Source organism: Niastella caeni, assembly GCF_004834005.1.
GTDB lineage: Bacteria > Bacteroidota > Bacteroidia > Chitinophagales > Chitinophagaceae > Niastella > Niastella caeni.
The window spans coordinates 979,453-1,002,914 of record NZ_STFF01000001.1; the positions used below are offsets into that span (position 1 = coordinate 979,453).

Here is a 23,462-nt window from a genome sequence, read left to right on the forward strand (position 1 = left end):
TGGTTGCTTTAACTACTTCGATTTCCATTCCTTTGGCTTTCAAATATTTGCCTATCAAGAGGTACAATTCACGGCCATGCCTATCTCAATATTTTTCGTTTCCTGCTTTACGTTAACACCTGCAAGTCATCCCCATAAAACGATTATATGTTCCTGATGCTACCAAATAGCCAAAGCGGTATAGGGAAAGTTGCCAGGCGCTCTTATATTGCTTATAAAGTACATGATAAAAATCATACCCACCTATAATGCCAGTCATTCACGCTGAGATATCATTAAAATAGCTTTGGGATGTGAAAAAAATCAAAGTGATATTACTTCTCCTGATTTACGCTGGCAGCGTATTTGGAGTAACTGTTAATTATCATTATTGCTGTGGGAACCTGGTAAAAATTTCAATCCTGGGTTCTAATAAACCCCAAGGCTGTGCCTGCAATCCAAAGAAAATGAAGGGTTGCTGCAAAGACTACTTTAGCTACCAGAGGAATGAAAACCATAGAGTGGCACAAAACTATGAATGCATCATTGCTCCACCAATGATACATGAATCGACTACATTATATTATATTGATCTCTTTTTTTCACCTGACCAAGATGTAGCATACTATATCAAAGGTACTCCCCGAAGTAAATCCGAGCCTCTTTTTCTATTCTTCCATGTACTTCGAATTTGATACCCGTTATATAGCCTTCATTATTACCTGAATGGGTATTTAAAATATTTCTATAGAACTCATTCTCAGCCCTATTTCATATACTGACCATTATTAACCATTTCTAAATAAACTAAAATGAAAAATATAATAATACTTACAATGGCATTGCTATTCGCTTCTCCTGTTGTTTTTGCACAAACAAAAGCAGGCAAAACAGATACAACAAAGCATGCAACATTTTATACCTGTGAGAAGCACCCAGACTTCATTAGTGACAAGCCTGGGAAATGTCCAAAATGTGGTATGGAACTTAATCTCTCTACAAAGGAACAAATGAAAGCAGGTATAACAAAAAATTATGCCTGTCCTGTACATCTGGATGTTCAAAAACATGATCCTGGTAAATGTCCCAAATGCGGGAGGAAACTGAATCTGTCTCCAAAGGAACAAATGAAGGCTGAGGTTGCAAAAGTTTATACGTGTCCCATGCATCCCCAAGTAGCGTTGGATAAAGATGGTAAATGCCCAAAGTGTGGTAACGCCCTGGTTGAAAAGAAACAAAATAAATAACAGCAGGCGGTGGCATCCAGTACCAAACCCATAAAGCAGTCTGTTCACAACTCGCGGCTTCACTACGAAAATATTATTAAACAATCGTGGTGAAGCCGCATGGGCAGACTAAAAATTTCAGTTCTTTAGAATGGCGTTTGCCCACGAGGGTTGGTACTTAGTGTAAGAGACCAGGTCCGTTGGGCCGGAATTGCATGCAATCGGAGATTCAGAAATTCACGCCTGGTATATTGTTTGTTTGCGGATTCCAACCCGGCGGATAGTAATCTATGTACAGGCTAATCGGGCAAATACCTGCTTCATAAGGAAGCATTGAACAGCATTACGGATGTGCAACCTTCCGTAATGCTGTTTGTTCGCTGTTGTTGCGGAAATATCTATAACAGAAGGAAGTATAGCATCAGCAAGCTCCGTATAACTTCATTTAATGAACCCAGTAACTATCTCATCACATTTAAGGTCTCACTCCAGCTTGTTGCGAGGGGCTTATTGAAATACTTTATTAAAGTGCGTATGGGGTATCAGTTAATACCAAACATAAATTTTACAAAGCACGGTTATTTGCCTAACCTAATCAATGAGCGCCATCAGCATTTTACGGTTTAAAGATGAAGGCAGCCGAAGTGGTATCGAAAGGCATTGTGAGTATTATTCTTTGGTAGATTTATTAAGGATGTTTGTAACCATAACTGGTTCACCTTTCACATTAGAGTCATGATATAAGGGAAGAATAGAATTAGCCGGTCTTTTGTAAAGCGCCTGGTAATATATATTAGTGTTAGTGATGATAGCAATCATTTTATTTTTTCCTGAAATAACCGTTCTTTGTATAATCACAAACAGTTTCATTAAGATTCTGCCCCTGATAAAAGCTTCCTGTTTCCCACCAATCCAGCCATAACATCTTTTTTAGACAGATCCGGATTATTCACTTAAAAAGTTATAGTTATGACAAGTAATTTTTACTTCCTGAACAAAGCTTTCAAAAGGATCTTTGGCAAGATTTTATGCGCATTATTTGCTATTTTAATGACAGGCAGCGTACAGCAGGGCCATGCACAAAACTTTGTTATCGGGGGCGTTAGTTATATTGCCTGTTCTCCTTCCGAGACTGTCGTGGCGCCCTTCACTACCACAGCTGGTGGTGTCACAACGAATCTTTATTCGAGCTTGGTTTTGATCAAGGTTTCGGGAACCGGCCAGGCGTCCGGTACGTCATTGAATGATGCGTTCTATTTTAATCTTCCGGAAAATCCCACGCAGGATCCCAATATCTCTCTCCTGGTCATAACCACAGGAGCATCTGTCTTTGAAGCGCCTGTTAATCCCAATACTGCGACGCGGCACATTGTTTATGATGTGGATGCTGGTACTGCTGTAACGCCGCCTTATGTGCCCGCATTCAGGGCAGACAATACCTACACCTTTGTTATAAACATGAATACGTTAGTGCCGGCGCCCACTGGTCCCGCTATGCTAAGGTTCGGTGTAAATGACCTATTTACTATTGATAACAGCGGAGCTTATACCGTTCAGGTTACCCAGCTATGCGAAGGATGTGGCAAAAATGGCGATAAAGCCCTTATCTGTCATAATGGAAATGAGATCTGTGTCAGCCAGAGTGCTGTAAAAAGCCATATCGGTCATGGAGATGTATTTGGTCATTGCCCTTTAGCCTCTATACAGAGTGGGAGTGAAACAAGAAGGGAAACTGTAGAGACTGATGGCGTACTGCCCGATAAACTGCAGGTATCGGTATCTCCAAACCCTGCATTAAATTCAACCAGAATATTTTATGAACTCCCATTTGATGGCCATGTTGTTATAAAGGTTTATGACCTTTTAGGCAAAGAAATTGCAACGCTTGTAAATGCAGACAGCAGAGCGGGTTATTACAGCAAAGAATTCAATGTATCAACGCTTCAGAAAGGTTTATATTTTTATCGAACTACTGTAAAAACAAAAAGCAAAGTATGGGTGCAAACCGGAAAGATCAATGTCGTAAAATAAATTCTTTATTGCCTGTTCAAATAATTCATTCACTGGGCCAACACCTGGTTGAACGATAAACCTTTAGTTCTGGCGCCACGCTTGATGTCAACAGGAAGCTGTGGCGCCAGTTTTTTACTGAAAAGCATTAACATAGGAAAGCTGATGAAAACAAGGAAAAGTAAAAGAAAGGCCCTACTTCCCAATACAGAATTTACATTCCGTTGACTTTCAAACATTTGCTTACCAAGAGGTACAAACGAGGTACAATTTACGGCCATGCCTATCTCAATATTTTCGTTTCTTGCTTTAAGTTAACGAGACATTCCATAAAGCAAATTTATGTTCCTGATACTACCGATAAATAAGCTGGCTATTTATTAAGAATGCCTAAATAGAATAATAAGAGGTTCGCAATATACAAACGACACCTGTGACTGCCTTCACAATGTGGCAGTCTTCACATCGAAATATTTTTCTGTTAACGAACTTCAAACTACTGTAGGTTTGAAAACGACTTGATATCTTCTTTCAATTCCGACAAGTAAAAATATTTTTTCTTACTCCCTAAATCGTGCCGTCTGATATATCCGAGTTGTACATATCTCCGCAACGTAGGCGCCGATACACTCAAATATTTACAAGCTTGTCTTATTGTTAACTGTTGCTCTTCATTCCCCATTTGTAGTTTATATTCATTCAAGCAGTCTTTAACGATGTTTTTAATGAAGCTTTTTGCTTCATCCTCAGTATATCCCACAAATAATATTTCACGTCTCATAAAAAATACAGCAAGAAGTACTAGTACACTTCCTCTTAAATATTTATCCAGAAAATCTGTTCGAGGTACAAAAATATATATAAAGCCAGTCAATTATACATAGCAATAATAATCAATCAAATAGATTCTGCGCGGGAAACGCCGGTCAGCAAACGCTCACTATTGCTAGCCGCCACGGCTGCAGGGGCGTACAGTACGACTAATTTCTCATAAACGTTCCTGCCAATAACATTGTAAAGACTTGCCAAGCTTTTCGTGGTCGGATAAGCTACATAGGCCTTCTATCAATGATTTCGTATGTACCATTTCCCATTACTAGTATTAAATAATTTCCTTCCCTCTGCTCTTCATTTTGCTGCCCTTCTGGTTCTATGGATGTAAGCCAAAACCAAGGGCCTTTGCAAGCGCATTGCCATTCATCTTCCTTTCCCAAAGCATTTCTATTTCCGCACCCCCAACACCACACATGGAATTTGCCACATTCATCACATTTGCCAGTTGATTGCACAACAACAGTACCCTCAACAATAATTCCGGGCGTCGCATCCCAAAGCACCAAACCATCGATACAGCTTAGGTTTCTGCATTTATCCCATGAATTGAGATCAAAATATTCTATCTGCTCCGGCGAGATTAATCTAATTCCTATATGATCCTGAGCCCTTCGCCCAGCCGCCTTCGTATAGCCATTTGAACATACAATAAATCCCCTCTGTGCGCCCACATCCTTCATCAAACCTTCAAATGCCTCAACTTCTTTTATATCGACGGGTCGACTTCTATTTTTAGCATCAATAATTATCCGTTTACTCAAATCTGTATTATATCTATAATCGACTAAAACATCAATCTGTCTTTTGCGCTGGCTAATATGACCTTTGATGCGAGCATTAGGAATTACTGTAAATGAATCATAATACTCATCGGAAGTTAGTAAAGCTACAAGCCTTTCAAAAATTCGCCATTCTTTCATTATTGCACGTTGAAGTTCTTATACTGTATATACATCGTGACTGAAATTAATGTCGGATTTACCAAAAAATTCTCCACGGGATTTCCTTTACCGCTATTATTAGACAATAAAAGCTATTTAAGGTTAGAGACAATTTTATTCAAAGTCATTTCAAGTTGCTTTTCGATTTCACATTCCCAAACCACTATTACATTCCAGCCAGCTAATTCCAAAGCGTCAATATTTATTTTATCCTTTTTGATATTTCGCTCCAATTTCTCTTTCCAAAATTTTGAATTACTAGAAGGTACGCGACCTTCCCTGCAATCTTTATGATAATGCCAAAAACATCCATGGACAAAGATTGCAGTTTTATACTTTGCCAAAACAATATCAGGCGTCCCTGGCAACTTTTTTACATGAATCCGGTATCTGAGTCCTAATCGAAAAAGGGCAGATCGCAAAAGCCGTTCTGGCTTTGTGTTTTTCCCTTTAATTTTAGCCATTACCAGACTTCGCTTTTGCTTTGACCATATGTCCATTGAACTTAAAGGGCTTTATAATTTGATTAGTTTCCAAAAATTCCTTCATAGCCGATGCAATGGCTTTAGCCATCGGCACAGGCACACCATTACCGATCATCTTAAATTTCTTCGACAAAGGTAGTTCAGGCGGCAAAACATACTCATCTGGTACTCCTTGTATTCTAAGGGCTTCCCTTACAGAAATCCTTCTATGTTTGTACGGGTGTAAATGCACTTCATTGTTTCCATAACAAGCTGTAGGACTGTATCTAAAGCGATGTAGCCGCTTGAAAGAAGGTCTGTTTGTTTGACCTTCATGTATTTTTCTTAGTTTTTCCTCACTTACATGTAATTTGAAATACTCGTTTGCGTTTGAAATCTTGTCCATTTGTTCCTTAGGGATAAGACAATTTTCCACACATAACTCTATTGGGATATCAGGAGGTTTACTCAATTTCTTTCCAAAATCAGATGTATCTGGCCATGCATATTTGTTGAATGAATCTTCATAAATTTTATTTACTGGCCAAGGAAACCATTGACCACTCAAATCAACCTTAATTGCTTCTTTATTTATAATTTTCTTTTTGATCCCAGTAAAGAAAACACGTTCACGATATTGTGGTACCCCAAAGTTTAAAGCATTTATAGTATTATAATCAATATAATAGTGGTTTTGGAGTTTTGTTAAAAGTTTAACCAGATGTTCTCTGTTTGACTTCTGCCTTATCAGACCTGTAACATTCTCCATAACGAAAAAAGTGGGCTTAAGCTCAATGATTTTATTGAAGAATAAAACGGTTAGCTTACCTCTGTCACCTTCAAACCCGCCACGACTTCCATAAACGCTAAAATCTTGGCAAGGCGGCCCCCCAATAATTCCAAAATGATCAGGTTTTCCATTGGGGAACGCTTCCTTTAATATAACCGATGTCTTTATTTCCTCTATAGACTTTGTATTAAAAATTTCGGCCTTGATACCATTACCTTGGGATTTTCGCCAAGATGTAATTCCTGCAGCATGAAGCTTTGCGAAAAGCTCATTGTTTTCATTTGTCCAAACAATTTCAAATCCGGCCTGTTCAAAACCCATATCCATGAACCCACCCCCGGAGTAGAAAGAGAGAATTTGAATTTTATGCTTGAGATGGCTATTCATAAATCATTGTCGTCTTTGTTGCAGAATAAACAAACCCGGTTGCTTCTTTCCGCAAATTATAAATGCTTAATTGTTTATTCCTGGTATCGTTCAACTCATCAAATTTTTCAGACGGGAAACTTGTAACAGTAATCTGCTTCCCACCATTCTGTAAAAACACACTCACATTTCCATTTTGATATCTCACAACATTCCTAACTAATCCAGAAACATCATTGAAAGAATAGTCCATTCCAATGTGTTTCAAAAAGAAGGAGCAAGCGGGTCTGTATAAACAATATTTGCAATTTGCTTCTGTCGGATTTGCTGCAAATATTCCTTTCTTTATACTTTCATTTGTAGAGTGAAGTAACCTTTTTGCTTCTTCATAGATAGCGCTACACTCAGACTGGGAGAACTCAACCGTGAACTTTTGCTTAGCCAAATCAACTAAACTCAAATGCGTTGGGAACTTTCCCATGTTCTCAAAATACAGGTACGCATACAATTTAAGTTGCTCTTTGTATCCTTCTTTTACTTCTGAAAAAACTTCTCCGGCATCATCTAAAACATCTTCAGTTATCGCTCCAGTTTTGAAGTCAACTACTTCAGTTTCATCTCGATTCTCAATTAGTAAATCTATTTTTCCACCAATTAATTTGTCCTTTGATTCAAACCACTTTTCGGAATGATACTTCACACCACCTGACTTTAATGGTTGTTCTGAAACTGCCCGCAAATGCTTTTTCAATAGAATTTTTTTCATTCCAAAGTCCCTTACATTTTTTTGGAGTGGAACATAAAAGCTGTAGCCCTGCTGCTGCAAACTTTTTTCAATTGCTTTCACTTGCTCATCAAACATTCTATTGAAATCATTTTCACTTTGCACAACTCCATTTGCAATCAGTTCAAGCATTTTGTGCAACACTGTTCCAAAGTAGGCATTGGGTGAAATCGGCAACAATGGCTTGTTTTCAAATGCCGCCGCCAAAAGAGATTTGTAAGCACAATTCTTCATTGAGTAAAATTGGCTTGGCGAAATCCTCTTAATTTCCTTGAAACTAATTTTTCCAATATTTTTCATTATCTGCTTACTAACTTTTCGTAACACCATCCGGGGCGCCGGTGTAAATTAAATGTGTCAATAATACTTACAATACCATTTCTGCTACTTGCATGCTCATCAATCTCCGCTTTGATTTCAGCCAACCAATTTGCTTCCCTGATATTTCTCAAATCCCAAAACGGATGAACAATCATAATTATATTTTTTTGATTTCTTCCGAACCTGATTATTGGCAAATCGTTTATCTCTGTCAAATGAGTAAAGCCAAAACTTTGAGCAAAATTGTTTCTTAATTCAGTTGCAAAATCGAGCCAATCGTGCAATTCAAGATATGGGGCAAAATTTCCATCAGCACCACACACGAAAGTTGAATCGCTTAAGATACGCATCATTGCTAAACCTAATTTCCAGTCCAGCAAGCTGTGGTAGTTCATGTTCCTGTAAACTTTCAGGCAGTCGTAACACGCATCCTTACATTTTCCATAATGCGTATCTGAATGAATTTTCCCCAAATAATTATTTGGATCAGACGGATTCATTGTTTCACTCAGAATATTTTGAAAGTCATTGTATAAGTATCTCACAAAACCCGACCCGTTAGGCAATTCATCCGTCAAAATAATTTCTGAAATTCGCCTGTCTGTACCGTCGTCAAGCGTTTTCATTGAGATGTCAGCGATTTCAATTTCAGTAGGATCAACATCAAGCTTATCTGCTAAAATTCTTTGCAGTAAAAATGCTGCTGAATAATAGCCCGAACGAACTCCGTTGCTTTGTGCTTTGATGTGAGGCACGTCCGTTTCCCTTGAAAACATATTCAGGTCAAGCTCTAAAGGAACACTTGCCGGTGCTATTCTAAATATTTCTGTTTTTTTGCTACTTGCCAATGCAATTTGTTCCTCAACACCTGCCGCATTCGTTTGAATGAAAATTGAGTAGCCGTTCCCATTTGAGTTCACCGCAAAATCATTCAACAACCATTGGTCGTTAAACCAGAAACCAGTTGCAGAGTTGAAAGGAAACCGGTTATTTACGTTGTAAAGTTTTCCGGTAAAGTAGCGATCAGAGTTTGTATTCACTCTCCAGGTAACATCTTTGTCACTAATAGTTAAATCTGCATTGTTTATAACTTGGTTTTGCTCGGGGTTAGCAGGGTCATTTATTTTCTCCGCAAAAATTGGCGGCCTAGAAAGTAGTAATTCAGATTCGTCCTTTGAATCACTGCCCGATGAAAGATTCGTTCTGTAAGCCCGCGGTGACTTTAATTTAACAGGCCGTTGATATTTGTCGGGATTTATTTCTCCGCAGTTGGGGCAACTGTCGAATTGGCTTTGATTTTCCAACTCTGTTTTTCTTTCTTCAGAATAGGTCTCAAAAAAACCACAAGCCCTGCATCTAACAAACCAACGGTTCAGAGAAAAAGGAAGTTTTCTAGTATTTGTTACAGTTTCATTACCGTTTATACGTGTTTTTATGATGTCACTTGTAAAGCCGATTACCTGATGAATGGCCTTGTCCTTTGTTTTCTGCGCTCCCGGTGCAAACTCGTAAATCGCCATTGACTGTGCCCTGTCAATAGACAGTGGTTCAAGATCCTCGTTGATACCATGATATAAATTTCTTACTGTGGTTGGCATTCCAAACATAGGAAGGATTCCTCCTTCAGCCAATTTTTCAGAAACATCAGTTGTAGCAATTTCATCATTATCAATTATGCTTTGGGCCTTTCCAATAAGACCATTTGCAGTTGTAGTGTCTGCAATCCAATTGATGAAGTCATTTTTCCTAAAAAGCAATTGGGGCGTTATCAAAGCATCGATCGTTTCTTCTATTTGTGACCTGCTGGTGGTTATCCAGTGAATGATTTGACTTTTATAAACAGTCCAATTCATTTGTACATCTCCAATATTCCCAAATTCGCCATGAACACTTGACTTTTCATCTGCAGAAACGTCAATTCCTTCACCAATATAAGCCCTTCTTAAAATTTCTTTTGCAAGCAATCGCTTGAAAATTCTTTCCTGTCCCATTGTAAGGAAAGGTGTTGGGGGTGAATCTCCTGTTATTTTTTTAGGACTTGCAAAATAAAATTCGTCATGACTTCTACCTCTGCAAAAAGTCAGGATTACAGAATATGCCTGTCCTCTCCGTCCAGCCCGCCCGACTCTTTGTTGGTAATTGAACCGTTGTGGGGGCATATTTCCCAACATAACTGCTTGAAGTGATCCAATGTCAACACCGACTTCAAGTGTCGTTGTAACACTCAACAAATCAATTCTTTTTACCTGACTCACCCCTTCATCCGGCAGGATAATATTTCTAAAATGTCTTTGCCTTTCAAACTGGTCGTCCGTTTGTCCGGTAAGTTCCTCGCAGTGCAAACGGATTGGTGGCCGTTGCTCTTTGATTGCATTGTATGAGAGATAATTTTCTCCCCAAATGTCATCACATACACCTCCAGGCCGTGTTTGTAGTGGTGTAACGGAATACGTGCAAACACCAGCACTAAAGTGCAGGTGCGGTCTGCTCCCACGCGTACTTTTCCATACAGGATCCGTTGCCTGGGCAACCTTTATGAAAAGATTTTCAATTTGAATTCCGGTGTCACCTGTCAGTAAACCACTTGCTGACAGTGTAGTATAAACTGCTTCACCAATTTCATTTTCCTGCTTTGATAAGCGTGCGGCAACGGCGCGGATATATTTTTTTACCTGCCCAGGTAATTCCCTATATGATGTGAAGTTGAAAGGATTAGGATCATCAACTTTATTATGCTTGTATTTGTCGCCCAGAATTCTAATAGTGGAATTTATGATTTGTAAAAATTCATCTCTTGCAATAGCTACTGTAGCGGCCTGATCAGTGATAATCCGTAACTCAGGGTTGATACTCACATAACCTAATGCAGAAGATTCGAAAGAATAAAATAGTGAACCAAAAAAAATTGCTGCAAGGCCAGCATAATTCCCTGTCCTGATTTCTTCAATAAAAGTATCGCCGATTCCCACCTTCCATTCTTCCCTTTCAAAATCTATCAATTCATACCAGGGAATAAATCTTCCATCGTGCAACCAACTCTGTATTGAAATACCATTGCCTCCTGGATTGATCCCCAATTCAGAAAACCTCTTAATGATTGGTGCAAGATTTAGTGAATTGGAAATATGAACCATTTCCCTCACATTTACTATTAGTGAACGGAATTCGTTCAACTTTGAAATTGAATCCTGTTTTTCACGTAACCGGTTTGTGTTTGTTCCAGTGTAAATTGATTTATCAAAGAGGTATTCTATTTCGTCAAAAATTGTTTCTGATTTTTGACGGAATTCTGTTTGTTTTGCTATATCACCACTATCAAAAGCATTTACAATTTTGGAACGCAGCAACAGATTTGTATGTAGCTCATTCACCAATATTTCCCGCATTAAATCTGTGAAATGATTTCTCTCAATACCATCTGCAATTTGCGCAGCATCTTCTCGACTGTCAGAAAACACAACTAACTTCCTTTCTTCTTCATTGCTTGGAAGCTGATACATTAGCTCTTTTGCAAATATTTGAGTTGTCTTTGCAAAACCGGTCCTGAACCCGCGAATTGAAGATGTTTTTCTTTTGTTCCAATCTTGTCTCCGTTTTTGATGATTGACCCCACAACAAGGACAGACATTAGGTAATGCTCTGTGCGTCTCCCTTGTATCAATATTTCCGTTTGCATCAGGAAAAGCAATATCACGAATTGAATTGTTTTGTGTGATAGTGAAGTAATAACCCTTTATCCAGTGTATACTGTCTATATTGGCTTTATCGTGACTGAAATCGATATCTCCTGAAATACAATTCAAAGAAGCTGGAATCCAGTTAGCTTCATAGTCCGTTTGCTGAAAGCTTCCTGTTGTTGCCTGCCTCCAAAAATTCGCTGAAATACCCGGCTCTGAATCATGCCGTGTAAACTGCTGATTGCCACATGGCCAAAACACTGCATATTCCTGATAACTCCTTTTCTCAACGAGTTTTGCCGGTGTTTTTTCAGGGATGCCTTCAATGTTCGGACTGATTGGAAGTAATTCAAAAGAATGGTTGCCTGATTCATTTCTCGTGACTAACCGGCTTCCTCCAAACAAAGTTGTTCCACAATTATCGCAATAAAGTAATTCCAAAACCCTGTTGCCTCTCTCAGAATTTATCCTTGTAGTTGAATAGAGTTTTCCCATTGTCCGTTCGCCATCTGAAAAGGCTGTATTGTCAATGTCGTCTGGTTTAACGGATGCCCAAACACCTTCAATGTTTCTAAAGAAGTAATGAAACCGGAATCGCGGTAATTTTCTTTCATCAGGAATTTCATCGGCAATAGCTTTAAATTCAGCCTCATCCAACATTGCTCTCGTAATTAATAAGCCACGCAGAGCATTCTGTAAATCTTCCTTGTTATCTATCTCTTCAAAAAGAGTTTCAGCAAAGTATTTTCCCGTAGCATCATCACCATTTGCTTTTATTGAACAAACCGCTTTATAATTATCGCAGGGCGAATACAATCGTTCTTTTAGTTTAAATAAAGGATCTGTAATTAAGGTAAGAAGTTTTGAAATTCCATTGCCAGTTTGTGTCAAACCAAAAGCTGTTGCAAGTTCCGTTGCTGCGATTTCACAAGCCGCAATGAAATCTACATCTGCCATATTCCCCTTTGCTGCTGAAAATTGAATTGCTATTTTTTTGAACGGGCTCACAGGAAGCTTTCCTTCATTCTCTGGAAATGCAGTCACAGGATTGTTTCTTCCCTCAATTAATTTGAACTTTTGGTCAAAATGTGCTTGGCTTACACCAAAGAAGTCACATACAAAATTTTTACTATCCTCGTCACCCGTTTCAAGAGATGCACTGGATGCAAGTATGCGCAATTGAGTATGATGGGGGTGTAATCCTAACCGGTTGAGCACGAGTTTAAGCAGATAAGCTACCTCTGTTCCTTGTGTGCCTCTATACAAGTGCAACTCGTCAATAATTAAATGGAAAATTCTGTCCTGCTTTTCTACTTCTCTTTGATTTTCTGGCAAATCTTCACAAGCCAACCATTGTCTTGTTTCATCGAAAATTCCTTTGTCGATATCACGCATCAGCATAATACTTAGCATGGAATAGTTCGTAATCAAGATGTCAGGTGGCGCAACTTGCATATCAAACCGGCTTCTCATTTCTGCTCCGTCCAAGCGTTGGAAAAACGATCTCAAGTCTTTCGCCTCACTTCCGGTTTTTCCCGTTGAATGAATGTACTCGGCAACACGGTTTGAATCAATTTCAATCTGCTGCAAATGTTCTTTAAGTTCGTCTACTTTCTTCGTATTAATTGCAAGAGTTCCATCATCTTTTATTTTTTTCAACTCTCCCGCCACAGGGGAACTACCATTGTATCTGCCGAAGTAGATTGCATTTCCATTTGCACTTGAGTTCAACCATTGCCGTGTATCGTCTGAATCAAGTGCTTTTCTCAAACGGCTCATTTGGTCTTCTACCAATGCATTCATCGGGTAAAGAATCAATGCTCTTACCCCTGCTTTTCTTTTTTCGTGTTGCCTCTGCCTTACCGCATCGCTCAAAGTGAAGTTTGAAACGTTTACAATTTGTGTTGTAGTGAGTCCTCCGTCTGCTCTATCCTTCCACCAGGTATTTACTGTTGACGGCTTTGCATGAGGTTGTTGCCAATTTGTAAATTCCTTTGCAAGCTGTGCAAACAATGGTAATAAAAAGGATTCCGTTTTCCCCGACCCTGTGCCTGATGTGATAATACAGTTATTACCCCTTAATGCTTCCTTCAACATCTCCGCTTGGTGCAAATACAATTTTCCAGATTCAGGAAATAGCCCAGTCTTCGCAAGCCCCCTAAAAGTTCTTGCTTGGTTTTCGTTTAATGCATTGCCTAAATCCTCAATTGTTAAATCATCAATCCGCTTGTTGCTTGAAACATAATCAGGCAAAGGTTCAATCCACGGCTTCCGGTAAAGAACCTTGTCGTAATTTAGCAAAGCATATCGCTCTCTTTCGAGGCCGTTGAATTTTGTCCCGAAAGCCGTCTCAACATACCTGATAAAATTTTCTTTTATCGTTTCAAATGAACCAATTGGATCTTTCATTTTAATTCTGTTTTTATTGGCTGTTGACTTAATTTGCGAAATAAGTTTTCAGTGAATATACCTGGAATATTTTCATATACCCAGTAATACTTCCCATCAATTTCTCTAAAATCGGGAGCCAACCCACTTAATAGCATAATTGATTCTGATAATAATCTTGGTACTGGAGTTTCCCATGGAATGGCTACCCGGTTCCGGTCATTGTCAAATAAAATCACATTCTTGTGGATCCGTTTCAATGCAAGATACTTTCCCCAATTCCTGTCTACCTGATAACACCTGCCGTCTTCCCAAAGCTTATAATAGTAGGTGTATTCGTTCAATTTGTATTCTATCATTGAAAATGATTTGTCCAATGTTGCTAATTCGCTTCTTTCAAAACTCAAATTTTCTGCATTGAAAACCCTTCTCGCCCAACCATAATCATTCTCATCTGTTAGTTGCTTTGAACTTTCATATTCCGAAATACCGGAAGAAAACTCTTGTAAGGCAATCTGCGGAAAGTAGTCGTTTGAGTATTTTATTTGCAATTTTTTGGCAAATTCGGCCAGGTTTCTCTCTCCATAATTTTCAGTTGAATTACCAAACGATCTAATAGTGATTGCATCTGGCAAAAGCAATTTTTCATTGGAAGAAAATTGCTTTATGACTTCAACCTGAAGATTGTATTTCGGAGCAGTGTTTATGATTTCTTCAACCAGCGCTGAATCTCGTCCCCCGATTAGTAAAACTTTTCTTCCGTGTGAAGCCGGAATGAAAATGAGTTGTGGTGGATTTACAACAATCTTTTTCATTTCATAATCGTAATCCAGGATTCCAGTGTAATCATAAAAATTTAGCGCTGTCTTTTTTGTTCTTGTAAGATTGAAACTTGCGGTTGTTTGTCTCTCCGAAAATTCTTTAGAGTAGTAGAATTCAAAAGCACTGAAAAATTCTCCTGTGGTTAAAACATTCTTCAAAGTAAGGAACCCGCACAGCATGTTTCCACAATGATTGTTGAAGGTTGCTTTTGAAACTTGCGAAGCAATTTCCCAATTAGTTGATGTAAAAAGATGACTATATGGAGAATAAAGCCTCATACTTGATTTATGTGGATTAACAATGTTGCTTCCTATACAATATTGGTTCGCGTGCCCTTCAATGTACTTCCCAAATGAGTCCCGCTTCGGGAGTTGCATTCCATCGATCCTAATCGCTGTCCCATTTGATGAAGTGAGATTGTAGGCAATCTCATTTCCTGAAAAATTTTCATTTTCAACTTTTATGTAGAAGTCAATATTCAGCAAAGTGTCTGGCGGTAGCAGCCAGCGGCTGATGTAGGATTGTTTTTTAGCAAGGAAGATTTTTTCTTCTGTATTCCTGTATTGCAGATAAACCTTTTCGTTGCCGTCTGAATTTGATATTTGAACTTCCGGTAAAAAGTCATTGATAAATGTTCTGAAATTTACTTTCAGTCCTCCAGTAAGTTCAATTCTTTTTTGCGTGTAAAGCGTCAATAGCGGAATGCTGGGGTGGCTCTTTACAGGATTGAGAATTTTAAATAATGAATAGCCGTCTGGCAATCCATCCAAATCTTCGATTCTAAAATTCCCACTACTAAATGTTTTTCCCCATTCAATAATTGAATCACGCTTACCGTTCCTACAAAGCAGATACATTGGATCTGTTTTTGAAAGCGATTCAGTTTCTATCCAATAGCCTGTGCTTAACTGATAAGTTCCTGCACTTAGAAATAATCTCACATCACGATCGGGAAATCTTGCAACCCACTTATTGAAATCATCTTTGAGTTCAAAAGATTCTTTGAAATCAAAATGCAATGTTTTTGACCAGCCATTTGTCTCATAAATATTTTCATTCGTACCAAAACACAAATCTTCGGGATAATCATTTGAAGAATATGTCCTGAATGAAAACGAAATGAATCCATCATTATCATTGACACTGAATTGCAAAAATAACGGAGCGACCGTGTAATTTCTGCTTATGCGCTGGGTAGTTCCTCCTTCTTCACCATCATGTGTTTCACCTGTCCATTTTCTGTATTCACGAATAATAATTTCTATTATTGATTGTCCTAATTCATTTGAATCACTTTTTCTGATAAGCTCAAGCACACTTTCTTTAAGTCCAAGGATATTCGTACCATGCCTCAAAAGGATTCTCCTGAATTCTTCCTTTGAGAAAGCGGAATTAGGAATCAAGCCGGCCTCAAAAAACAGTTCAGGAAGTTTGTTTATTGTACTTGGCGGTAAAACACACTGTGAAAATGGTTTTCCAACATGGATCCAATTTTGATTACCGAATTTCTTGAGTTCAAATATCCCAAGGTCGCAGTTCTTTGTAAGAATTGACCACTCTTCAAGTTCGTTCCAAAGATGGGAGATGTTTTGAAAATTGCCCGTGCCAATAGATTGTTCTGTATGTTCATTCAGGATTCTATATTTTTTGAAAAACACATTGACCTTGCCGTAATAGTTTGTCGCATTAAAATGTTCATCGTATGTTTCTGTAAGAGGAATGATATATAAAATCAGATAAGCAATAAATGGTGGTGTGTCTGTTCCATTCCAATTTGAAAAGAGCTCCAGGGGTCGCTCTATTGGCGAATAGGGTGTTCCCGAATTGTTTCCACCTTTTTGACCGTATTTGATTGCATAAACAAAATCAGTCCAAATTTCGTCGTCAGATTTATCAGCAAAAATAGGCCTTGAATATCTTATTAAATCTTGCTTGGTGAGATAGAAAAGAATATCCCTGCCTGCATTTTCAGGTTTGAAAAAAAATTTTGCTATATGGTCATTCCAATCAAGATATTTCATAAGGAATAAGACTAGCGCTTAGGAAATAATTTACTTTTAAATCTTGTGTTTCAATAAAGCTTGCGTGGACAATTGTGCAATTTGGTTGGGAGTAACTTCTAAAAAAGTTATGAATAGTCGAAAAAGTAAAACATTGAAGCCTTGTATAGTGTATGTTTTTGTTATTAAAATAAACTACCTTGACATATGCAATTAATTCTTAATAATTAATACTTGTACCCCTTGAACTTCCGCTCATTAAGTTTAATCAACATGTGATAAATATAAGAATTTTTACGGGGTGGCAGTATTTTAATCAATTTTTTGTCAGCAGTTCGCATACCTTAAAGAAGTAAGTAAAACTTAATGCACTTGACAGTATCTAAAGCGATTTAATTCTTCTTCTAGCTCTTATAAGTAAAAATATTTCTTTTGGGGGACGGAGATCATGACGTTTTATGTTTACAATCTTACATTCAAAACAACTTCAGAGATCATAGTCCCGTACAGATTACACTTTTACAAATCATTTCTCCCAGCTTTCTCCCATCTGTGAGAAATCGCTTTTTCGAAGCTTCATATTTGCTTATAATATCGGGATAAGAGCGAATTGCATAACGAAAAAAGAAAGCATTATGATTCCAATAACTTAGGAAGTTTATACGATATTTTTAGAGCGTTTTTCGCGACTTTTATTATTAAGTGTATATGAAAAAATACACATAATGATTTTCTATCTACTTCCCAATACAAAACTTACTAAAAATATAATCCAACTGATCTTCGGTTGTGATCTCACCGGTGATCTCGCCCAAATAGTGTAAACACCTTCGTATATCCAACGCTACTAAATCACCGGGAATTTTATTTTCCAATCCTGTACGAATATCAACTAATGATTGCAGCACTTCCTGCAGCGCATGGTAATGCCGCGCATTGGTGATGATGGTATCATCAGTTTGCACTTTGCCTTGCAGTACCAGGTCTACCAGTTTCTCCTTTAAGACTTCGGTATGCTGGTTTGCTTTGGCGGAGATATAAATAATGCCGGGGATATTGCTGAACTTTTCGCGCAGCCCGGCTTCGGGCAACATGTCGGACTTGTTACCCGCCAGAATGTATTTCAGCTTTTTGTTGTTCAGTTCGTTGACGATAGATTGCAACTCCTGTACCGCCACTTCGTTTACGTCAAACAGGTAGATCACCACGTCGGCCTGTTGCATTTTGGCCAACGCTTTTTCCATTCCTATGCTTTCTATTACATCGTGGGTATGTTCGCGGATACCGGCCGTATCTATTAGCCGGAACAGAATACCATCTATATTCAGCACTTCTTCGATCGTATCGCGAGTAGTACCGGCGATATCACTCACAATAGCGCGGTTTTCATTGAGCAGGGTATTCAGCAGGGTCGACTTACCGGCATTGGGTTTTCCGATAATGGCTACGCTTACGCCATTCTTGATCACATTGCCCAATTGAAAGCTGGCAGCCAGTTGTTGCGTGGTTTGTTGTGCTTCGTTCAACAGATCGAACAATTGGGTGCGGTCGGCAAATTCTACGTCTTCCTGTGAAAAATCCAGTTCCAGTTCTATCAGGGCAGAGAACATGATCAACCGTTCCCGCAAACTTTTCAACCTTTCCGAAAACCCACCGCGGATATTATGCAGGGCTGTTTTTCGCGAAGCTTCGGTATTGCTGGCAATCAGGTCGGCCACAGCCTCGGCCTGCGCCAGGTCGAGCTTGCCATTTAAAAAGGCGCGTTGGGTAAATTCTCCCGGTTTGGCCAACCTGGCTCCCTGGTTCACGCAGGACTGTATTATCTGCTGTAAAACATAGGGAGAACCATGACCTGATACTTCTACCACATCCTCGCCCGTGTACGATCTTGGGCCTTTAAACAGCGATACAACCACTTCATCGAGCACCTTCCCATTTTCTTTTAAATAGCCTACATGCAGTGTATGTGAGGCTTGCTGCGTGAGGTCCTTGGCAGGGTATAACCGGTTGATAATATCAAATGCCTGGCGGCCGCTTAAGCGTATTACGCCAATGGCGCCTATCCCCTGCGGTGTTGCCAGTGCTACAATAGTATCTTCCCAGCCGATTGATTTTCCCTGCATAACGTTTGTCCTTTTTAAACGAATGCAAAAATACGCTACAAGCTGCACGCTGCAAGCTATAATATAAGCTGAAGGCAGGGAAAGAAATAAGGAATGAAAAACAGAGGAATTAGGAAGGGAAAAGAAAGTTGACAAGTTAACCGGGAACTGGTACCCGGCAACCGGTAACTGGTAACTGGTACCCGGCAACCGGTAACCGGCAACTAAAAAAGGTGCGCCTCCCCTCGCCTGCGGGAAACGCACCTTTTTCCTGTGTGAAATAAACCTAACTACCTACTCTTCGGGAAGCTGAAAGCCCAATGGCTGTTTTTTGTACGATTTTACCTGGCGCCCGTTTTGAACGGCGGGTGTCCATTTACCGCTTTTCTTAATTACCCGAATGGCTTCTGCCCGTAATTCTTCCGGACCGCTCACCGCTTCTACATTACTTACATTGCCATCCTTGTCAACAACGAACTGAACCACTACAAAACCCTGAACGCCCTGGTCTATCGCAGCCTGTGGATAATGGAGGTTCTTGCGCAGGAACCGCTGCCAGGCTGCTTGCCCGCCGGGGTACTCCGATTCAATTTGCACAGAAACAAAGATCCCATCATCGTCCTCTTTTTCTTTTTTAGGCAACTCAACTACATTTCCATTACCATCTCCGGGCGGAGCAATCACTGTTCCATCATCACCTACTCCATCCGGGTTGTTCATTGTACCAATCTTTGCATTTTCCAGGTCTGCATTAACAGGTGGTTTGTCTACTTCAGACACTTTATCATCCGGTACAATGGTGAGTGTAGTGTTCCTGATCGTTTGTACCTGAACGGGCGGTGGCGCCGGGGGCTTCATCGGTGGTGGTGGCGGCTCTACTGGCTTCTCCCGCGGTTCTACCGAGGCCAATTCAATGTCCTTCGTAAGGAACACAGGGTCCACCTGCTTTTTTTTGCCGGCAAAAACAAACCCGATGAACAACATGAAAATTACAGACAACATAACAGTGATGGACAATGTTAAACGCTTTTTGTATGTGCGTCGCAGATCATATGCGCCATACTCTTTATTGCGCCCCTCGAATAAAATGTCGAGTACATCTGCCGTTAGAATGGTTGAAGTTTCCATGGCTATGCTTTATTACTAAGATGCATGCCTTGATGGTTTCCACAACCTTTTTGCTTTTAAGTTATCTTTTAGTTTCTCAAAATACCAATGTGCAAATTAGCAAATTCGAAAATGTACAAATGGAAAACTAAAGTACTCAGTTATTTCATTAATAATGATTATCAAGGCATCAACCATCAGTAATTATAGTTTTAATCACTATGCTACGCTTAGCTTCATTTGCACAATTGCTAATTGTCACATTTGCTAATTTGCTTCTAACTACCTCCATGAAACAAAAAATCCCCTCCGTTACCAGAGAGGATCTAAAATCTTTATTGAGTAATAACTATTCTTCTACAAGACGAAATGCGATCCCTTGATTTTTATACGATTTTACCTGATGGCCATTTTGTATCGCCGGTGTCCATTTACCACTTTTCTTAATTACCCGCACTGCTTCTGCGTACAATTCTACCGGCCCGCTTATGGCCTGCACATCACTCACCATACCATTTTGATCTACAATGAACTTTACCACTACAGTGCCTTGTATCTGGTTATCTATAGCTTCCTGCGAAAAGCGAAGGTTTTTTGTGAGGTAGCGCTGCCAGGCAGGCGGCCCACCTGGGTATTCGGATTCAATTTCAACCTTCGTAAAAGTTTTTTTCCAGTTTTCTTCTTCCTCTTTCTTTGGCGCTACTATTACTCCGTTACCACCATCTTCTATTGGTGGGGCTACAATACCTTCATCTTTCAAACCTTCCTGGTTCATGATGCCAATTTTGGTATCTTCCAGTTTCGCGGTTTCAGGTGGCTTCTCATCTTCTTTTACCTCTTCATCCTTTACAATTTTGGGTGGTGTGAATTTGGCCATCTCTACCTTTGGCGGATCTGGTGGCTTTGGTGGTGGCGGCGGTGGTGGTGGTTCTACCGCACGATCTGGCTTAATATCTGCCAATGTTGCGTCTGGTGGAATAATAAATTCTTTCGCCAGTTGTGTTTTTTTGCCGGCAAAAACAAACCCGATGAACAACATGAAAATTACAGACAACATAACAGTGATGGACAATGTTAAACGCTTTTTGTATGTGCGTCGCAGATCATAAGCGCCATACTCTTTGTTGCGCCCCTCGAATAAAATATCGAGTACATCTGCCGTTAGAATGGTTGAAGTTTCCATGGCTATCATTTATTACTAAGATGCATAGCCTAACAACTTCCATAATCTATTTGAAAATTTGAAGATGTGCTAATTTGAAAATGAAGAACAGCTACGCTATCGCATTCTAATAATAATACAAGTACTACTCAATAAAAGCGATTGCAGTATTAATTCATAAAGCTTCACTTTCAAATCTGCACTTATAGAAACAAAAAATCCCCTCCGTTACCGAAGAGGATTTAAAATTTTTTATTGTGTGATAATTATCCTTCAGATTCAAGACGGAATACGATCGGTTGCTTTTTGTACGATTTTACCTGGCGTCCGTTTTGTACGGCAGGTGTCCATTTACCACTTTTCTTAATTACACGTACAGCTTCAGGGCGTAATTCCTGTGGTCCGCTGATGGCTTCTACATCGCTCACATTTCCTTCCTTGTCTACAATGAACTGTACCACTACAGCACCTTGTACTTCGTTATCGATAGCTTCCTGGGGATAGCGGAGGTTCCTGTTCAGGTAGCGCTGCCAGGCGGCGGCTCCACCGGGATACTCCGACTCAATTTCCACCTTGGTAAAGGTTTTATCCCAGTCTTCTTCGTCTTTTTTGGGTGCTTCCACAACCCCTTTTCCGCCATCGTCAACAGGAGGAGCCACAATTCCTTCATCTTTCTGACCTTCCTGGTTCATTGTACCAATCTTGGTCTCTTCCAGTTTGTTAACTTCTGGTGGTTTTTCTTCCTCTTTTACCTCTTCATCTTTTACGATTTTAGGAGGTGTGAACTTTGCCATCTCCACTTTGGGTGGATCTGGTGGTTTTGGTGGGGGCGGCGGTGGCGGCTCTTCTTTCTTCTCCTCTTGTTTTATTTCTTCAAGCTGCACGTCTTGCACCACCACGTTCTTGGCTTCAGCTTTGTCATCGAGTAAATTGGATACTACGTACCCAACAAACAACAGAAGACAAAGCGCGCCTACTATAAGAAGCGATGTTACCAGTCGCTTATTATAGCTCTTGCGCAGTTGATAAGCACCGTAGTCCTTATTCCTGCCCTCAAAGATGATGTCGAGAACATCAGCGCTTAATATTTTATTGACTTCCATATTAAAAAATCTTTGTAATTAGATGCATTGAATGCAAAATTCCATAAAGCAGCTTATTTAATCCCCGCGTTTTGCTCTGTAGCTCTCATCAACTGAATTTCAGTATCAAAGATATCTACCATCGCATACCGCTTTACATCATTGATGGTCATTTCATCAAGCATGTCAACGGTGTTTTTGTAGGTTGCCTCAGGGCCAGGTTTAATAACCACTACAAAATCTTCCGGCTGGGTCGATTTCTTTTTATTGATGATAACTTCGCGGATATCTTTAAAGTTGCTTGGTTTGAAGTTGGAACCATCTGGTAATAACTCCCCTTCATAATAATAAACACCATCTTTCTTACCCAACATAATGCTCAAAGCGCCAGACGCTTTTATTTTATTCTGCTCTTCTGGCTTATCCGTGTCTTTCGGCAGGAAAAGCTTCATAGCAGTGGGTTGGCTCATTGTGGTGGTAAATATGAAGAAGGTTATCAGCAGGAATCCCAAATCCACCATTGGCGTCAGGTCAACGCGTGTAGAAAGTTTCTTACCTTTCTTAACACCAGGCCCTTTTTTATGTCCCCCGCCCGACGAGGTATCCATTTCTGCCATATCGCACTTTTTTTAAAAGTTAAGAATTTAATTCGCTGTTAATCCTCTTTGGCACCTGATTCTCTCTTGGTAGCCAGTGCAGTTCCCTCAGGTACACCCTCTGGGTCGGTGATCATCGAAAACTTAAATATTTCGTTTTTCTTGAATGCATCGATCACCCCTTTGAATGTTGGATATTTAGCGTCGTTATCACCTTTTACCAGCAGGGTCATTTTAGAACCCGTGAAGGCATGGTTAGCAGCGCCCATCCATACAACCAATTCATTATTAGCCGTATCGAGCGGAATGCCTGGAGCAGTGTATTTTTTTAACTGATCTTCATTCAGTTGCAGGTACGACTTTAACATTGAAAAAGGAACCCCAACATATGAACCGCTTCGCGTAAATGCAGCTTTTTCCTTGTCGGTTAAGCCCAGCGATTTCTGCTGGTCTACCGCATCAATGATTTCCTGTTTTTCCTCTGTGGTGTTGTCACCAAGGGAAAAGTAGGCTTTTCCGTTCTTGTCCATAGTGATCATTACCACGTTCTTCTCTTCCGCAGGCTTGGTTGAAACCGATTTTGGGGTTACAACTGTCACATCTTCAGCCGCCTTGAACTTGGTAGTGAGGATGAAGAAAGAAAGCAACAGGAATGCCACATCACACATCGCCGTCATGTCAACAGTGGTACTCTTACGCGGCATTTTTAACTTTGGCATATCTTAAAAATTTCTGATTCAGGTATAAGATTCACTTTCTTCCAATTTCCACATGCATTTCCTGCATTTTTATCCCGATAGCTATCGGGAAG

General features: G+C 39.7%; 16 protein-coding genes. 3 read left to right on the forward strand and 13 right to left on the reverse strand.

Annotation, left to right across the window (positions count from 1 at the left end; all coding sequences use genetic code 11):
* Window positions 1-308 precede the first annotated feature (308 nt).
* The 3 genes from FAM09_RS31645 to FAM09_RS30870 all read left to right on the forward strand — a co-directional run bounded on the left by FAM09_RS31645 (window position 309) and on the right by FAM09_RS30870 (window position 3,236).
* Window positions 309-674, forward strand: a complete 366-nt coding sequence (locus FAM09_RS31645) for an HYC_CC_PP family protein (RefSeq protein WP_449406772.1) — start codon at window positions 309-311, stop codon at window positions 672-674.
* A 117-nt stretch (window positions 675-791) separates the two neighbouring features.
* Window positions 792-1,226 (forward strand): heavy metal-binding domain-containing protein, encoded by a 435-nt coding sequence (locus FAM09_RS31195; protein ID WP_136575720.1) that lies wholly within the window; start codon window positions 792-794, stop codon window positions 1,224-1,226.
* 948 nt (window positions 1,227-2,174) lie between these two features.
* Window positions 2,175-3,236, forward strand: a complete 1,062-nt coding sequence (locus FAM09_RS30870) for a T9SS type A sorting domain-containing protein (protein ID WP_166437017.1) — start codon at window positions 2,175-2,177, stop codon at window positions 3,234-3,236.
* 475 nt (window positions 3,237-3,711) lie between these two features.
* Here the strand turns inward: FAM09_RS30870 and FAM09_RS31515 are convergent, their stop codons facing one another.
* The 13 genes from FAM09_RS31515 to FAM09_RS03775 form a co-directional block, all read right to left on the reverse strand.
* Window positions 3,712-3,996, reverse strand: coding sequence for a helix-turn-helix domain-containing protein (locus FAM09_RS31515; RefSeq protein WP_394347798.1), 285 nt, complete (start codon window positions 3,994-3,996; stop codon window positions 3,712-3,714).
* Window positions 3,997-4,264: 268 nt separating this feature from the next.
* Complete coding sequence (locus FAM09_RS03720) at window positions 4,265-4,969, reverse strand: restriction endonuclease (RefSeq protein ID WP_136575721.1); 705 nt, start codon at window positions 4,967-4,969, stop codon at window positions 4,265-4,267.
* 113 nt (window positions 4,970-5,082) lie between these two features.
* On the reverse strand, window positions 5,083-5,454 hold the full coding sequence (locus tag FAM09_RS03725) for a very short patch repair endonuclease (RefSeq protein ID WP_243751582.1): 372 nt from the start codon (window positions 5,452-5,454) through the stop codon (window positions 5,083-5,085).
* Window positions 5,447-6,631: a DNA cytosine methyltransferase gene (locus FAM09_RS03730; RefSeq protein WP_136575723.1), complete on the reverse strand. Its 1,185-nt coding sequence runs from the start codon at window positions 6,629-6,631 to the stop codon at window positions 5,447-5,449. The genes FAM09_RS03725 and FAM09_RS03730 overlap by 8 nt, the downstream gene beginning before the upstream one ends.
* Window positions 6,624-7,694 carry a PD-(D/E)XK nuclease family protein gene (locus FAM09_RS03735; protein WP_208025472.1) on the reverse strand — a complete coding sequence of 357 codons (1,071 nt, stop codon included), beginning with the start codon at window positions 7,692-7,694 and terminating at the stop codon, window positions 6,624-6,626. The genes FAM09_RS03730 and FAM09_RS03735 overlap by 8 nt, the downstream gene beginning before the upstream one ends.
* Window positions 7,694-13,801, reverse strand: a complete 6,108-nt coding sequence (locus tag FAM09_RS03740; protein ID WP_136575724.1) for a DEAD/DEAH box helicase — start codon at window positions 13,799-13,801, stop codon at window positions 7,694-7,696. Before FAM09_RS03740 ends, FAM09_RS03735 begins: the two co-directional genes overlap by 1 nt.
* Window positions 13,798-16,623, reverse strand: a complete 2,826-nt coding sequence (locus FAM09_RS03745; protein ID WP_136575725.1) for a hypothetical protein — start codon at window positions 16,621-16,623, stop codon at window positions 13,798-13,800. The genes FAM09_RS03740 and FAM09_RS03745 overlap by 4 nt, the downstream gene beginning before the upstream one ends.
* Before the next feature lie 716 nt (window positions 16,624-17,339).
* Complete coding sequence (gene mnmE, locus FAM09_RS03750; protein ID WP_243751583.1) at window positions 17,340-18,968, reverse strand: tRNA uridine-5-carboxymethylaminomethyl(34) synthesis GTPase MnmE; 1,629 nt, start codon at window positions 18,966-18,968, stop codon at window positions 17,340-17,342.
* 30 nt (window positions 18,969-18,998) lie between these two features.
* Window positions 18,999-19,832 carry a TonB family protein gene (locus tag FAM09_RS03755; RefSeq protein ID WP_136575726.1) on the reverse strand — a complete coding sequence of 278 codons (834 nt, stop codon included), beginning with the start codon at window positions 19,830-19,832 and terminating at the stop codon, window positions 18,999-19,001.
* 328 nt (window positions 19,833-20,160) lie between these two features.
* Complete coding sequence (locus tag FAM09_RS03760; RefSeq protein WP_136575727.1) at window positions 20,161-20,994, reverse strand: energy transducer TonB; 834 nt, start codon at window positions 20,992-20,994, stop codon at window positions 20,161-20,163.
* Between the two features lie 245 nt (window positions 20,995-21,239).
* The gene (locus tag FAM09_RS03765; protein WP_136575728.1) at window positions 21,240-22,076 is read right to left on the reverse strand and encodes an energy transducer TonB; all 837 of its coding nucleotides are present in this window, start codon (window positions 22,074-22,076) and stop codon (window positions 21,240-21,242) included.
* Between the two features lie 53 nt (window positions 22,077-22,129).
* Window positions 22,130-22,672: an ExbD/TolR family protein gene (locus FAM09_RS03770; RefSeq protein ID WP_136575729.1), complete on the reverse strand. Its 543-nt coding sequence runs from the start codon at window positions 22,670-22,672 to the stop codon at window positions 22,130-22,132.
* Between the two features lie 38 nt (window positions 22,673-22,710).
* Window positions 22,711-23,370 (reverse strand): ExbD/TolR family protein, encoded by a 660-nt coding sequence (locus FAM09_RS03775; protein WP_136575730.1) that lies wholly within the window; start codon window positions 23,368-23,370, stop codon window positions 22,711-22,713.
* Between the last annotated feature and the right edge of the window lie 92 nt (window positions 23,371-23,462).

What these genes read in the sequence shown, in the direction of transcription:
- FAM09_RS03745 (WP_136575725.1), bottom strand. Translation starts at nt 16,623, where the DNA reads ATGAAATATCTTGATTGGAATGACCATATAGCAAAATTTTTTTTCAAA.
- FAM09_RS31195 (WP_136575720.1), top strand. Translation starts at nt 792, where the DNA reads ATGAAAAATATAATAATACTTACAATGGCATTGCTATTCGCTTCTCCT.
- FAM09_RS03775 (WP_136575730.1), bottom strand. Translation starts at nt 23,370, where the DNA reads ATGCCAAAGTTAAAAATGCCGCGTAAGAGTACCACTGTTGACATGACG.
- FAM09_RS03730 (WP_136575723.1), bottom strand. Translation starts at nt 6,631, where the DNA reads ATGAATAGCCATCTCAAGCATAAAATTCAAATTCTCTCTTTCTACTCC.
- FAM09_RS03740 (WP_136575724.1), bottom strand. Translation starts at nt 13,801, where the DNA reads ATGAAAGATCCAATTGGTTCATTTGAAACGATAAAAGAAAATTTTATC.
- FAM09_RS03735 (WP_208025472.1), bottom strand. Translation starts at nt 7,694, where the DNA reads ATGAAAAATATTGGAAAAATTAGTTTCAAGGAAATTAAGAGGATTTCG.
- FAM09_RS03725 (WP_243751582.1), bottom strand. Translation starts at nt 5,454, where the DNA reads ATGGCTAAAATTAAAGGGAAAAACACAAAGCCAGAACGGCTTTTGCGA.
- FAM09_RS30870 (WP_166437017.1), top strand. Translation starts at nt 2,175, where the DNA reads ATGACAAGTAATTTTTACTTCCTGAACAAAGCTTTCAAAAGGATCTTT.
- FAM09_RS31515 (WP_394347798.1), bottom strand. Translation starts at nt 3,996, where the DNA reads ATGAGACGTGAAATATTATTTGTGGGATATACTGAGGATGAAGCAAAA.
- FAM09_RS03720 (WP_136575721.1), bottom strand. Translation starts at nt 4,969, where the DNA reads ATGAAAGAATGGCGAATTTTTGAAAGGCTTGTAGCTTTACTAACTTCC.
- FAM09_RS03755 (WP_136575726.1), bottom strand. Translation starts at nt 19,832, where the DNA reads ATGGAAACTTCAACCATTCTAACGGCAGATGTACTCGACATTTTATTC.
- FAM09_RS03765 (WP_136575728.1), bottom strand. Translation starts at nt 22,076, where the DNA reads ATGGAAGTCAATAAAATATTAAGCGCTGATGTTCTCGACATCATCTTT.
- FAM09_RS03760 (WP_136575727.1), bottom strand. Translation starts at nt 20,994, where the DNA reads ATGGAAACTTCAACCATTCTAACGGCAGATGTACTCGATATTTTATTC.
- FAM09_RS03770 (WP_136575729.1), bottom strand. Translation starts at nt 22,672, where the DNA reads ATGGCAGAAATGGATACCTCGTCGGGCGGGGGACATAAAAAAGGGCCT.